At 68.8% G+C, this 13296-nt stretch carries 10 protein-coding genes; 7 read left to right on the top strand and 3 right to left on the bottom strand.

Annotated elements, in window-relative coordinates:
- Positions 1 to 303: 303 nt before the first annotated feature.
- Positions 304 to 915: a hypothetical protein gene (locus ACWDU4_RS01420; RefSeq protein WP_450112037.1), complete on the bottom strand. Its 612-nt coding sequence runs from the start codon at positions 913 to 915 to the stop codon at positions 304 to 306.
- A gap of 604 nt (positions 916 to 1519) precedes the next feature.
- Between ACWDU4_RS01420 and ACWDU4_RS01415 the strand changes: the two genes are divergently transcribed.
- A complete protein-coding gene (locus ACWDU4_RS01415) occupies positions 1520 to 1723 on the top strand; it encodes a cold-shock protein (protein ID WP_050063916.1) in 204 nt (67 codons plus the stop codon).
- Positions 1724 to 1882: 159 nt separating this feature from the next.
- Positions 1883 to 5413 carry a protein kinase domain-containing protein gene (locus ACWDU4_RS01410; protein WP_450112036.1) on the top strand — a complete coding sequence of 1177 codons (3531 nt, stop codon included), beginning with the start codon at positions 1883 to 1885 and terminating at the stop codon, positions 5411 to 5413.
- A gap of 75 nt (positions 5414 to 5488) precedes the next feature.
- On the opposite strand, the gene ACWDU4_RS01405 is transcribed toward ACWDU4_RS01410, so the two are convergent.
- Positions 5489 to 6505, bottom strand: coding sequence for a beta-ketoacyl-ACP synthase III (locus ACWDU4_RS01405; RefSeq protein ID WP_450112035.1), 1017 nt, complete (start codon positions 6503 to 6505; stop codon positions 5489 to 5491).
- Between the two features lie 400 nt (positions 6506 to 6905).
- On the opposite strand from ACWDU4_RS01405, the gene ACWDU4_RS01400 reads away from it, so the two are divergent.
- The 3 genes from ACWDU4_RS01400 to ACWDU4_RS01390 all read left to right on the top strand — a co-directional run bounded on the left by ACWDU4_RS01400 (position 6906) and on the right by ACWDU4_RS01390 (position 10671).
- The gene (locus ACWDU4_RS01400; protein WP_450112034.1) at positions 6906 to 8045 is read left to right on the top strand and encodes a DUF4185 domain-containing protein; all 1140 of its coding nucleotides are present in this window, start codon (positions 6906 to 6908) and stop codon (positions 8043 to 8045) included.
- 40 nt (positions 8046 to 8085) lie between these two features.
- Positions 8086 to 8703: a class I SAM-dependent methyltransferase gene (locus tag ACWDU4_RS01395; RefSeq protein WP_450112033.1), complete on the top strand. Its 618-nt coding sequence runs from the start codon at positions 8086 to 8088 to the stop codon at positions 8701 to 8703.
- Between the two features lie 132 nt (positions 8704 to 8835).
- The gene (locus ACWDU4_RS01390) at positions 8836 to 10671 is read left to right on the top strand and encodes an acyl-CoA dehydrogenase (RefSeq protein ID WP_450112032.1); all 1836 of its coding nucleotides are present in this window, start codon (positions 8836 to 8838) and stop codon (positions 10669 to 10671) included.
- A 110-nt stretch (positions 10672 to 10781) separates the two neighbouring features.
- Here ACWDU4_RS01390 and ACWDU4_RS01385 read toward each other — a convergent pair whose 3' ends face one another.
- Entirely contained in the window at positions 10782 to 11102 is a 321-nt protein-coding gene (locus tag ACWDU4_RS01385) for a GYD domain-containing protein (protein WP_450112031.1), read from the bottom strand.
- 90 nt (positions 11103 to 11192) lie between these two features.
- On the opposite strand from ACWDU4_RS01385, the gene ACWDU4_RS01380 reads away from it, so the two are divergent.
- Together ACWDU4_RS01380 and ACWDU4_RS01375 are read left to right on the top strand one after the other, a co-directional pair.
- The gene (locus ACWDU4_RS01380; protein ID WP_450112030.1) at positions 11193 to 12008 is read left to right on the top strand and encodes a DUF72 domain-containing protein; all 816 of its coding nucleotides are present in this window, start codon (positions 11193 to 11195) and stop codon (positions 12006 to 12008) included.
- A 60-nt stretch (positions 12009 to 12068) separates the two neighbouring features.
- Positions 12069 to 13277: an oxygenase MpaB family protein gene (locus ACWDU4_RS01375; RefSeq protein ID WP_450112029.1), complete on the top strand. Its 1209-nt coding sequence runs from the start codon at positions 12069 to 12071 to the stop codon at positions 13275 to 13277.
- The last annotated feature ends 19 nt before the right edge of the window (positions 13278 to 13296 follow it).

The following is a 13296-nucleotide window of genomic DNA, read 5'->3' as shown; positions in this document are numbered from 1 at the left end:
CTGACGGCGATGCAGATCCGCGAGCTTCCCCGCGGTCGTGTGGATATCGGGGACATTCGACGCCGCGGTGGCGGCGGACTCCTGGACGCTGGTCACAGTGAAGTACCTCTCGGCTTCGCTCGGGTGTGGTGACGCGATCGAAGGGTCACGATACCTCAGGTCTCATAGTTAACTAAGTGAGATTTGTAATCGGATGAGGGGTAGCGTTCCCTGCGGAAACGCAATCATGCACGCAACAAACGACCCCGGCACACCGTTTCCGGAATACCGGGGCCGCCGGCCGGCCCGTCCGTCGGGCGGGTGTCACCCCTTCCGCGCGGACATCAACATCGGCTCGCGCAAGTCGTAGTACGAGACCTCCCCCATCAGTTCGGTTTCCTCCTCGAACAGCGAGCGCAGGTCGTCCGGAACCTCGACGTTCTCGTGCAGACGCGCCTCCGACTCGGAGGTGAAGTAGACGGCCTCCACGTACCCGTCCTTGCCGTCGCTGCAGAGCGTGCCGCCGATGATCTCGGGACGCACGTCGTGCACCCGGTCACCGACCTGCGACATCAGATCCACCATCCGGTGCGCGTCACTGGTGTGACCCTCCATCACCTGCACGAACCCGGCACTGTCGGATCCGCCGCCCATCCACTCGGTGACCTCCACGCAGTCCGTGAACGTCACCGGGCCGTCGAAGCAGCGCTCGGTCTCGGCCCACCAGGCGCCCTGCTCGGGGCGTTCACTGTTGCGCCGGGCCGCGTCCTGCGACTCGAACCGGGCCATGCAGATGAAGGTGCCGTCGGCGCACGTACCGCTCGTCGAGCCCAGGTACCCGGTCGCGCCCGCGGCCAACTCGTCGTTCCACCGGTCCAGGCACCGCAACAGGCCGGCCTCGTCGCCGACCTTGCCCTGAATCACTTGAATGAACATCGCCCTCTCCTCACGCGGGCGAGTCACCCGCCGCGAGTACACCGCCGGTGGCCGGCGAACGAGGTCCACCGCCGATGCCGGGGCGCCCGCCGCTCACGTTCCGGCGGCCCGCGACCGCGACCACTGCGCACTCAATTTTTCGCGTACGGGAAGGGGGATGCAAGGCCACCGTGCGAAGCGATCGGGCGACTGCCAGGCCGGTCGGCGGCGCCCGACCCGTGTGCGCCAGTCCGTTCTGCGGCCGGGTGTACCCACCACCCTGCATCGTGATTCGGCAGTCCCTGTGCGACGAACCCCTCGATCGCCGCCTTCGGTCGTGGTGCCGGACTGCGGGACCACGACGTCCCTACGTGCCCACCTCCGAGTGCGCGGTGGTGCTCCCCATGAGCCGATTCTGTGCGTCCCCTCGGGCGCCGACGCGAGTAGTCCACTACCCGATTCGCGCGATCCGGGTCCACGCGACCCCACCGGGCCTCGCCCTCGCGACGCGCCGATGGACCGCGAAGTATAGACCCGCCGTCGACACGCACGGCTTCAGCTGGCAGTCTGTACACGAGACCAGCCCTCGTCCTGAGGGCCGGCTCGCAGTAACAGGAGCAATAACGTGGCACAAGGCACCGTCAAGTGGTTCAACGCGGAAAAGGGATTCGGCTTCATCGAGCAGGACGGTGACGGGCCCGACGTGTTCGTTCACTACTCCGAGATCCAGACGAACGGCTTCAAGACCCTCGACGAGGGCGCGCGCGTGGAGTTCGAGATCGGCCAGGGCCAGAAGGGCCCGCAGGCCACCGGAGTCCGCACCATCTAAGCGACTTCCTTACACCGAGGGGCGTCTCCGCATCGCGGAGGCGCCCTTCGGCGTTTCTCCGGGCACGCAGGGGGATTATCCTGGGGTTCTCGACCGCACCGCGAGGTGACCACATGACGAGAACGTGCCCGCCGAGCGGTGCGGGGACATGAGCGTGCGATGCCCGATCCCGACCCACCCCTCACCGAACGTGTGACTCCCTCCGGCGTCGCCGCCGAACTCGCTGCTGCCGGTTTCACCGACGGCGAGGAGATCGGCCGTGGCGGCTTCGGGGTGGTCTACCGGTGCACCCAACCCAGCCTCGACCGGACGGTGGCCGTCAAGGTGCTCAGCGGTGAGCTCGACGACGACAGCCGCGAGCGGTTCCTACGCGAGCAGCGCGCGATGGGGGCGGTCTCCGGGCATCCGAACATCTGCAACATCCTGCAGGTCGGGACGACCCGATCGGGACGGCCCTTCATCGTGATGCCGTACCATCGCCACGGCTCACTGCAGGAACTGATCCGTCGCGACGGCCCCCTCGACTGGCCCGAGGTGCTGCGGATCGGCGCGAAAATGTCCGGCGCCCTCGAGACCGCGCACCGGGCAGGCACCCTGCATCGCGATGTGAAACCGGCGAACATCCTGCTCACCGAGTACGGCGAGCCCCAACTGACCGACTTCGGTATCGCCCGCACCAGGGGTGGGTTCGAGACCGCCACCGGACAGATCACCGGCTCCCCCGCCTACACCGCCCCAGAGGTTCTCGAGGGCCGCTCGCCCAGCGTCCGATCCGACGTCTACAGTCTCGGCGCGACCCTGTTCTGCGCGGCCACCGGCCACGCAGCCTTCGAGCGGCGGGACGGAGAGCAGGTCGTCGCGCAGTTCCTCCGGGTCACCCAGAGCCCCATCCCAGACCTGCACGGCGAGGACATCCCCGCCGACGTGTGCGGGGCGCTCGAGTCGGCGATGGCGTCGGACCCGGACGACCGCCCGGCGAGCGCTGCCGAATTCGGAATGATCCTGCAGGACCTCACCATCGCGCACGGGTTCAGCGCGGTAGAGATTGCACTACCCGATGCAGCCGACGGGTCGGGGCCCGCCGAGATCTCCCCATTCCCCGGGCTCCCCACGGGCACCCAGCGACGCACCGGCACGCAGCGGATGACGGGCCGCGTCGGCCGGACCGGCACCCGCAGATCGACCACGACCACACCGCCCGCTCCCGCCACCCGGTTCCGCCCCCCGGTCACCGGGCGCGCACTCGTTGCGCGCGACCGGCTCGTCGACCGACTGTGGGCCGGCCAGCGCCGTCGTCTGGCCGTGATCCACGCGCCCGCCGGATTCGGCAAGAGCACCCTCGCCGCCCAGTGGAGCGCAGCGCTCGTCGCGGACGGCGTCACCGTCGCATGGCTGTCCGTCGCCCCCGACGACGACAACGTCGTGTGGTTCCTCTCCCACCTGGTCGAGTCCGTCAGCCGGCTCGCTCCCGAACTCGCGGATGAACTCGGACAGGCACTCGAAGACCACGGCAAGGACGCGCAGGCCTACGTACTGACCACGCTGATCAACCGGATCCACACCGCCAAACGTCGCGTCGCCATCGTCATCGACGACTGGCATCGGGTGAGCAGCCCCGAATCACTCGAGGCCCTGGACTACCTGCTCGACAACGGGTGCCACCACATCCAGGTCATCGTGACCAGCCGGACCAACACCGGCCTGCCACTGGCACGGATGCGGGTACTCGACGAGCTCATCGAAATCGACTCGGCAGCACTGCGATTCGAAGAGGCGGAGTCACAGGAACTGCTCGTCGGACTCGGCGGCCTGCACCTGACGGACACCGACGTCGCAAGACTGTGCCGATCCACCGAGGGCTGGGCGGCCGCGCTGAAGCTCGCCTCGCTGTCGCTGCGGGGGCGTGAGAGCCCCACCGAACTGATCGACCATCTGGCCGAGCACCAGGCGATCGGCGAGTTCCTCGCCGAGAACGTCCTCGACCTCCTGGAGCCCGACCTGCTCGACTTCCTGCTTGCCACGTCCGTCACCGAACGACTCACCGGATCCCTGGCCTCGGCACTGGCCGGCGTCCGCAACGGTCAGGCGCGGCTCGAGGAGGTCGCCGCCCGGGATCTGTTCCTGCTCCGGCTCAGCGACAGCGACAGCGAGGGGCCGACCTCGGCACCGAGCGAGACCTGGTACCGGTACCACCACCTGTTCGCCAAGTACCTGCGCCGTCGGCTCAACCGCGATCATTCCGAGCGGGTGCCGGAACTGCACCGCACCGCGTCCGCCTGGTTCGCCGAACACCACCTGCTGAGTGAGGCGGTCGACCACGCACTGCGCGCCGGGGATCCGGATGCAGCGGTGGCACTGGTCGAACGGGACGGCACCTACCTGATCGAACACTCCCGGATGGTCACCCTGCTGGGACTGGTGGACAAACTGCCACCGACCGCTGTGGTCGGCCGGCCACGGCTACAGCTGATGCTGGCCTGGGCCAACGTCCTGCTGCAGCGGACCGGGGCCTGCCGGCGCATTCTGGCACTGGCCCGCAGCGCGCTCGAGGCCACACCGGATGCCGACCTGTCGGCGGAGGCCGATCTGCTCGAAGGAGTGGTCGCCGCATTCGCCGATCACCCGGCCGGTGTCGAACGGTTCACCGAGGGGTGCCTGAGCCGGCCTCAGAAGCACCGGCCGTGGGTGGTGACCGCCGTCGCCAACGTCCAGATCTTCGCGGCCCTGTACCGGTTCGACTTCGATGCCGCGTTCCGCTGGGTGGAGTGGGCGGCCCCGTACCACGAGGCGATGAGCGGCTCGTTCAACACCATGTACGGCTACTGCATGGTCGGGATGGCGGCGAACGAGCAGCTTGCCGTCGAGTCGGCCGAGGACTGGTTCCGTCGGGCGCTGCGCGTGGCGAGGGAATCGTCCGGTCCGCGTTCGCATTCGGCGCGGCTGGCCGCCGCAATCCTCGGCGAGCTGCTGTACGAGCAGAACCGGCTCGACGAGGCGGAACGGCTCCTCGACGAGGGATTCGAGCTCGGCGGCGAGGGCGGCATCGTCGAGCTGATGATCGCCCGCTACGTGACCGGCGCCCGGATCAAGGTGCGCCGCGGCGAGCCGGAAGCGGCTGCCGAGCGGCTGATGGAGGGGGCCCGTTGCGCAGATGCCCTCGACCTTCCGCGGCTGCGGGCACGCATCGACAACGAGCGCATCCGCCTTGGCTTTCCTGTCACCGCCCGCACCCGCACGCCGCGGTACCCGACGCTGCCGCCGGTCGATGCCGTGGTCGACGGCAGCGCGGAGATCACCGCGCAATTGGAGGACGCGACGACCGCCCGGATTCTGTTGCGCACCGGGGCGGCAGCGAACACCGCGCTCGCCTGTGAGATCGCCCAGGCCTGGGTGGACCGTCTCGCCGACACCCGCCGGACCCGAGCCCGGCTGCAGGCGGACCGACTGCTCGTTGCGTGCCTGTTCGCCGCCGGTCGCGACCAGGAGGCACTGGCCGTGCTCGCGAGCGTCGCGGCGAGCTGTGCCCGGCACTCGATGATCCTGTACCTGCTCGACGGTGGTCCGACCATTCGCCCCGGGCTCGAGAAGCTGCGGACCGCGACGGCCACAGGCGACTGGGATCCGACCTGGCCGGTGGTGCCGATCGAATTCCTCGACGACGCCCTCACGATCGCCACGGTTGAGCCGTGAACAGAGGGACACCGGAACGACCGAAGGCGCCGCCCGGTGGGGCGGCGCCTTCGGTGCGTTGTTCGGGGATGCGGGTCAGCTGGCGAGCACCGGCATCTTCACGACCTGGCCGGCGTACGCGAGACCGGCGCCGAACGCGAGGAGGAGGGTGGTGTCGCCGGGCTTGGCCTTACCGGTGCGCAGCATCTCCTCCATCGCCAGCGGGATGGAGGCGGCGGAGGTGTTGCCGGTCTCGGCGATGTCGTTCGACACCGCGACCGTCTCCGGCAGGTTCATGCTCCGGGCGATCACCTCGGTGATGCGGGCGTTGGCCTGGTGGGGAACGAACGCGTCGATGTCGTCGACGGTCAGGCCCGTCTTGTCGAGGGTCTGCTGGGCGATCTTGCCCATCTCGAACGCGGCCCAGCGGAACACGGAGGTGCCCTCCATGATGATCCACGGCCGCTTCTGCTCCGGGTTGGTGGCGAAGTCGACCCAGTCGGGCTCCTGGCGGATGGCACGCCCCTGGGCACCGTCCGAACCCCAGACGACCGGGCCGATACCGGTCTCCTCGCCGCGTCCGACGACGACGGCGCCGGCGCCGTCACCGAAAATGAAGCGCACCGAGCGGTCGGTGGGCTCGGTGGAGTCACTCATCCGCTCGACACCGATCACCAGCACGCGCTCCTCGGTTCCGGCCCGGACCAGGTCGGAGGCGACGCCGAGGGCGTAGCAGAACCCGGCGCATCCGGCGGCGATGTCGATCGCGCCTGCGCCGCCGGTGCCGAGCTCCTCGGCGACGAGCGCCGAGCAGGCGGGCGTCTGCACGGGGTAGGTCGAGGAGGCGACGATGACCGTTCCGATCTGCTCGCCGGTCAGGCCGGCCGCCTCGAGCGCCTTGCGGCCGGCTGCGATGGACATCTGCAGCACGCTCTCGTCGGGGCCGGCGAAACGGCGGGTCCTGATCCCGGACCGGGACTGGATCCACTCGTCGGTCGAGTCGATCTGCTGGCAGATCTCCTCGTTGGTCACGACCCGCTCGGGCCGGTACACGCCGAGCCCGAGAATTGCGGAATGACGAAGCTCAGTGGTGTTCGCGATCGCTGCACCCATCGACCTTTTTCTCCTTTTCTGACAATCGGATGCTCGGGCGAAACCACGAACTCCTCGTCTGACACCGTACTGTGCCCACTTCACGCATCGTGAGGCTCCGTTGGCGGACTGGACGGTCCACCATTTCGGCACAGGCGGTTCTTATCACCGCGGTGACCGGCCGTGGCACGAAAACGATCAATGCGGCATCGAAATCACCACATGCGCAACACACGTTTACATCCGTCCCACTCCTCCCGGAAATATGCGCGTGCGGTCACTACGATCGTCACCCGACATCCCTTACGCCATACGGGACCGTCACGGGTGCGAGACCTTCCCCGTGCTCCACGGCACGCCGGCTCTCGCCCCACTGTTTCCGCGGCACAGGACACGACAACAGTCGAAGGGTGAACGCGCCATGGGTGGACATGTACCGGGAAGACGCCGACCGGGGGTGGGCACCGCCGTGCGGACCTGCGCTCTCGCCGCGGCGACCGCGCTCGCGGTTGCCGCACCGGCTGCCGCGAATCCCAACGCGGTCAATCCGATTCCGGGACTGAATGGCACCAACGGCCTTCCCGACCTGCGCGGACGCACCAATGCGGTCGCCCAGGCCACCGGCCTGCTCAGCGCCAACCGCACCCAGGACACCAACGTGCTCGGCACGGACCTGGGCATAATGTGGGACAACGGCAACGGCGAGGTCCTCACCGCCTTCGGCGACTCGGCCGGTCTCGGCCTGCCGAACCTGCTCAACGGCAGCCTGTGGTCGTGGCGCAGCAACACGCTCTACCGCAGTGCCGACCACAATCTCGCCGACGGCATGGCCTTCGACAGCACCCCGCGCGACTTCCTGGGCCAGTCGAAGGAGCTGGTGCCCAGCCCGAAGATTCCGTACGTCGAGATCAGCCGGATCCCCACGGCGGGGGTCGCGGTCGACGGCGTCCAGTACATGTCGCTGATGTCGGTGAACCACTGGGGTGAACCCGGCAAGTGGGAAACCAACAACTCGACGCTCGCCTTCTCCACCGACAACGGCGAGAACTGGACGGTCGCGCCCGAAACGACCCGCCCGAACGTCGACGGCAACCGGAACTTCCAGATGAGCGCGTTCCTGAAGGACGGCGGCTACGTCTACCAGTACGGAACCCCGCCGGGGCGTGGCACGCTCGCCTACATCGCGCGGGTGCCCGAGAAGCAGATCAAGGATCTCGGGGCGTACGAGTACTGGAACGGCACCGAGTGGAAGAAGGGGGACGTGAACGCCGCCGCGCCGATCGTCTTCGGCGGCGTCGGCGAGATCTCCGTCCAGTACAACGAGTTCCTCGGCCAGTACCTGATGCTCACGACCGACAACTTCAACTCGGTGGTGATGCGTCGTTCCCCGTCCCCGACCGGACCGTGGGGGCCACCGGAGGTCCTGCTCGACACCCGGGAGCTGCCGACCGCCTACGGCGCGTACATCCACCCCTGGTCGAGCGGCCCGGACCTGTATTTCCTGACGACCGTGCACTCGAACTACAACGTGCTGCTGCTGCGCACCACGCTCAGCCACTGACGTCCACCGCGCCGCCACGACAGCGCCGTACGGTCACCGCATGGACGCACGCGACTGGGACCGCCGGTACACCGGGGAAGCACTGCTGTGGGGGTCGGCCCCGGACGCGGCGGTCGTCGAGTTCGTCGCGGCACTGCCTGCGGGCCGGGCCCTGGACCTCGGCTGCGGCGAGGGCCGGAATGCGCTGTGGCTGGCGTTGCGCGCGTGGCAGGTGACCGCCGTGGACTTCTCGACGGTGGCGTTGACGAAGGCGGTCCATGCGTCCGCACCACTGCCCCGGGCGACGCGTGAGCGGCTGACCTGGGTGAACGCGGATGTGACCGAGATCGAGTATCGGCCGGAACATGACCTGGTCCTGTGCTGCCATCTGCAACTGTCGCCGGAATCACGCCGCCGCTTCCTCCGCCGCGCCGCCGGCGCGCTGCGCCCCGGCGGCACCCTGCTCGTCCTCGAACACGGCCCCGCGGGAGAGGAGATCGACAACGATCAGTTCCCTTGCACACCAGACGAACTCGCGGACGACGTGACCGGGGCCCTGACGGTGACCGCGGCGCGGTGGATCGACGGCGACACCGCGGGCGCCGGCACCGACCAGGCCACCGGCGAGCACCGCCGCGAGGCCCTGGTTGTCGGTTTTCGCGGTTCTGTTGGCACCTAACTGAATCACGAGTAACATCGGCTAAGTTACTGACGAGTAGCCGCTAGGGCGGTACCTCGACGCAGACTGGACAAGGCCAGAACGTGGGCATTACCAGGGGCTGGACCGCACCATCTCAGGGAGACAGAAGACATGGGGCATTACAAGAGCAACGTTCGTGACCTGGAGTTCAACCTCTTCGAGGTACTCGACCTCGAGAAGCCGCTGAGCGAGGGCACCTGGGGCGACCTGGACGTCGACACCATCAAGAACATGCTCAGCGAGGTCGCGCGACTGGCCGAGGGCCCGCTGGGCGAGGCCTACGCCGACGCCGACCGCAACCCGCCGGTCTTCGACCCGGAAACCCACGAGGCGACCCTGCCCGAGTCCTTCAAGAAGTCCTTCAAGGCGATGTGGGACGCCGAGTGGTACCGCATGGGCCTCGACGAGGAGATCGGCGGCGTGCCGGTCCCCCGCGCGCTGGTGTGGGCGATCGCCGAGATGATGCTCGGCGCGCAGCCGGCCGCCTTCATGTACCAGGCGGGCCCGTCGTTCGCGAACGTCCTGTTCAACAACGGCACCGACGAGCAGAAGCAGTGGGCCGCCACCTGCGTCGAGCGCGGCTGGGGCGCCACCATGGTGCTGACCGAGCCGGACGCCGGCTCGGACGTCGGCGCCGGCCGCACCAAGGCCATCAAGCAGGACGACGGCACCTGGCACATCGAGGGCGTCAAGCGGTTCATCACCTCCGCCACCTCCGACGACCTGTTCGAGAACATCTTCCACCTGGTGCTGGCCCGTCCCGAGGGCGCAGGCCCCGGCACCAAGGGTCTGTCGCTGTTCTTCGTGCCGAAGTTCCACTTCGACTTCGAGAAGAACGAACTCGGCGAGCGCAACGGTGCCTTCGTCACCAACGTCGAGCACAAGATGGGCCTGAAGGCCTCCGCCACCTGTGAGCTGACCTTCGGTGGCCACGGCGTCCCGGCCGTCGGCTGGCTGGTCGGCGAGGTGCACAACGGCATCGCGCAGATGTTCGACGTCATCGAGCACGCTCGCATGATGGTCGGCACCAAGGCCATCTCGACCCTGTCGACCGGCTACCTGAACGCGCTGGACTACGCCAAGCAGCGCGTCCAGGGCGCCGACCTGACCCAGATGACCGACAAGGCCGCCCCGCGCGTGACCATCACCCACCACCCGGACGTGCGCCGGGCGCTGGCGATGCAGAAGGCCTACGCGGAGGGCATGCGCGCGGTGTACCTGTACACCGCCGCACACCAGGACGTCGAGGTGGCCAAGTACGTCTCCGGCGCCGAGGGCGACCTCGTGCACCGCGTCAACGACCTGCTGCTTCCGATCGTCAAGGGCGTCGGTTCGGAGCGCGCGTACCAGTACCTGACCGACTCGCTGCAGACGCTCGGCGGCTCCGGCTTCCTGCAGGACTACCCGATCGAGCAGTACATCCGCGACGCCAAGATCGACTCCCTGTACGAGGGCACCACCGCGATCCAGGCGCAGGACTTCTTCTTCCGCAAGATCGCCCGTGACCGCGGCGTCGCCCTGGCGCACGTGGCCGGCGAGGTCAAGAAGTTCATCGACCGCGACGACGCCGACAACCGCCTCAAGTCGGAGCGGGCCCTGCTCGCCACCGCGCTCGAGGACGTGCAGGCGATGGTCGCGACGCTGACCGGATTCCTGATGGGCGCCCAGGAGCAGCCGACGGAGCTGTACAAGGTCGGCCTCGGCTCGGTCCGCTTCCTGATGGCGGTCGGCGACCTGCTGGTCGGCTGGAAGCTGCTCGAGGCGGCGGAGATCGCGCTCGGCAAGCTCGACGCCGGCGCCTCCGACAAGGACAAGCCGTTCTACGAGGGCAAGGTCGCGACCGCGTCCTTCTTCGCCAAGAACGTGCTCCCCGAGCTGACCGCGTCGCGCGGGATCGTCGCGAACGTCGACAACGACATCATGGAGATGGACGAGGCCGCGTTCTAGGACTGCGACACGATTCGGGCGGAACCACCCAGATCAGGACAACGGCGATGCCGCACACCGGGTTTCGGTGCGCGGCATCGCCGTTTTCGCCGGGGCGTGGACGCGAGGGGTCAGCGACCCGGGGGCCGGTAGTCGGCGGGGCGTTTCACGGCCTCGTCGATCTGCTCGGGCGTGAGCAGTGCGACCGTGTTCGTCCTCGCCGCGCCCGCGGCGGCGGTGCGAATACTCATCGACGCCGCCGCGACCTCGTCGGGGACCTCGCCGATCACGTAGAGGTCGTCACCGCCGAACGCGAAGTGGCAGCTTTCCATGGTGCCGCCGACGCTCTCGATCGCGGTGCGGATCGCGTCGCGCCGCGCCGATCCCCCTTCGGCGAGCAGGCCACCCGCGCCGTCCGTCGTGTAGCCGACCCGCCACAGATACTTGGGCATGATCCTCGTCCCTCGTTTCGGTCCGCCAGATGCATCCATCGTCCTCCGGCTCACCCGCGGGCGGGCCGGTTCCGGGGATAGCCTCGAAAGGTGGCACGGATCCGGGTCGGGATCTCCGGCTGGGTGTATCCCCGATGGCGCGGCGACTTCTATCCGAGTGGGCTGGCGCATCGACGCGAACTGGAGTTCGCCGCTGCCCGCATGTCGTCCATCGAGATCAACGCGTCCTTCTACGCCCTGCAGCAGCCACGAACCTACGCGCGGTGGCGGGACGAGACGCCGGCGGACTTCGTGTTCGCGGTCAAGGGCAGCCGGTACATCACGCACATGAAGCGGCTCACCGACGTGGGTGCCCCGCTCGCGAACTTCCTCGCCTCCGGCGTCCTCGCCCTGGAGTCGAAGCTGGGCCCGTTCCTGTGGCAGCTGCCCGCGACGCTGTCCTTCGACGCCGACCGCTTCGACAACTTCCTCGCCGCTCTGCCCCGCTCGACGGCCTCGATCGCCGACCTCGCGGCGCAGCACGACGCCAAGGTGCGGGCCGACCGGGCGGTGGTGCACCCGGACGCCGACCGGCCGGTCCGCCACGCCGTCGAGGTGCGCCACCCCTCGTTCACGACTCCGGAGGTGCTGCGCGTGGCGGAGCATCGGAGCGTCGCGCTCGTGGTCGCGGACAGTGCCGGACGGTTTCCGGTGGTCGACACTCCGACGTGCGATTTCGTGTACGTCCGACTGCACGGTCACACGGAGCTGTACACGAGCGGCTACGCCGGCCGCAGCCTCGACGCCTGGGCCCACCGGATCGGGGACTGGGCCCGCGCCGGCCTCGACGTGTACGTGTACTTCGACAACGACGCCCTCGGCCGCGCACCGTTCGACGCGATGGCCCTGCAGCGTCGCCTCGGATGATCGCCGATTCCCGCCCGCCCAGGTATTGACAACGTTCGTTGTCAGTTGCAGTGTGGGCCTGTGACGACCACCGCCGCCCGGCCCTCCCGGTACATGCGCGACCGCGCGCACTCCGCTCGGGTCACCGCGCCCCTGCGCCCCTTCGCCTGGCCCACACCCGACGCGACCCCGCAGGAGGCCGACCACCTGCGGCGCGCACTGCTCGAACGCGACGAGCCGAGCGCCGCCCTGGTCCGGGCCATGCGCGAGGACCGCACCGTCACCCTCGCCCAGTTCCGGCAGGCACTCGCCGAGGGCGTCGACTCCGTCCCCGACGCACCGGCCCCGCTTCGCGACTACTTCGCACTGATCGAGGACACGCCGGACTGGGTCGATCGCGACCTCGTCGCGTTGGGCGCGCGGACGCTGCGCCGGGTCGGGTCCGACGTCGGCGACGTGCTCGCGTACGGCTCACTGCTGGGTGGATACAACAACTCCGGGCCGCTGCCCGTACTGGTGGCGTCCGGGCGGCTCACCGGTGAGCGCACCCGCCGCCGGATCGCCGAAACCGGGACCTGGTGGAACGGGTGTGTCGCCGACGGGGGCCTGGACCGGTTCGGCGCAGGGTTCACGCTGTCGGTGCACGTGCGCCTGATGCACGCGTTCGTCGACTACCACCACGAGCACGAAACCGACTGGGACAGCGGCGAACGCGGCCTACCGGTGAACCAGTTCGACCAGGCCGGCACGCTGGGCCTGTTCTCGATCACGTTCCTGCTTCACACCCGGGTCCTCGGGGTGCGCTACACCAGGGAGGAGGCCGACGCGGTCCTGCACCTGTGGTGCTACGTGGGCTGGTTGATGGGCGTCGACCCGCGCTGGCTCCCGTTCGACGAGCGGGCCGGCCTGCGCATGATGTACCAGATCGGCTCGTCCTCGCCCGCGGCCGACGAGAACAGCTACGCGCTGGCCCGGTCACTCGTGGATCTGCCCCTGCACACCCGCTACGACCATTTCCAGTGGCTGCGGCGGCGGTACGAGTACGAACGCGGGCTGTCGCTGGCGACCACGCTCCTCGGCCCGGCCGGTGTACGGGCACTGAAGGTTCCGGTCCGGCCACCGTGGTATCCGATCGGCCGATTGGCCGTCAACATCGTCAAACACCATGTGGTGGGCCGATTCCCGGCCGGCAGAGTGCGATTGCAGCGGCTCGGCGAGCGGCAACTGCACGACACGCAGCGGCGCATTCTCGGTGGTGAGATCCCCGACGTCGCGCCGATTCCCCACTGAACCGCCGAACGCGATCACG

The sequence above is a fragment of the Rhodococcus sp. NPDC003348 genome (assembly GCF_053589375.1).
The sequence above is the reverse complement of the archived record's forward strand: the minus strand, read 5'-3'. Positions and strand labels throughout refer to the sequence as shown.

Bases quoted from the DNA above. Each gene is read 5' to 3' on its own strand.
- ACWDU4_RS01400 (WP_450112034.1), top strand. From the start codon at position 6,906: ATGGGTGGACATGTACCGGGAAGACGCCGACCGGGGGTGGGCACCGCC.
- ACWDU4_RS01390 (WP_450112032.1), top strand. From the start codon at position 8,836: ATGGGGCATTACAAGAGCAACGTTCGTGACCTGGAGTTCAACCTCTTC.
- ACWDU4_RS01420 (WP_450112037.1), bottom strand. From the start codon at position 915: ATGTTCATTCAAGTGATTCAGGGCAAGGTCGGCGACGAGGCCGGCCTG.
- ACWDU4_RS01405 (WP_450112035.1), bottom strand. From the start codon at position 6,505: ATGGGTGCAGCGATCGCGAACACCACTGAGCTTCGTCATTCCGCAATT.
- ACWDU4_RS01395 (WP_450112033.1), top strand. From the start codon at position 8,086: ATGGACGCACGCGACTGGGACCGCCGGTACACCGGGGAAGCACTGCTG.
- ACWDU4_RS01385 (WP_450112031.1), bottom strand. From the start codon at position 11,102: ATGCCCAAGTATCTGTGGCGGGTCGGCTACACGACGGACGGCGCGGGT.
- ACWDU4_RS01410 (WP_450112036.1), top strand. From the start codon at position 1,883: ATGCCCGATCCCGACCCACCCCTCACCGAACGTGTGACTCCCTCCGGC.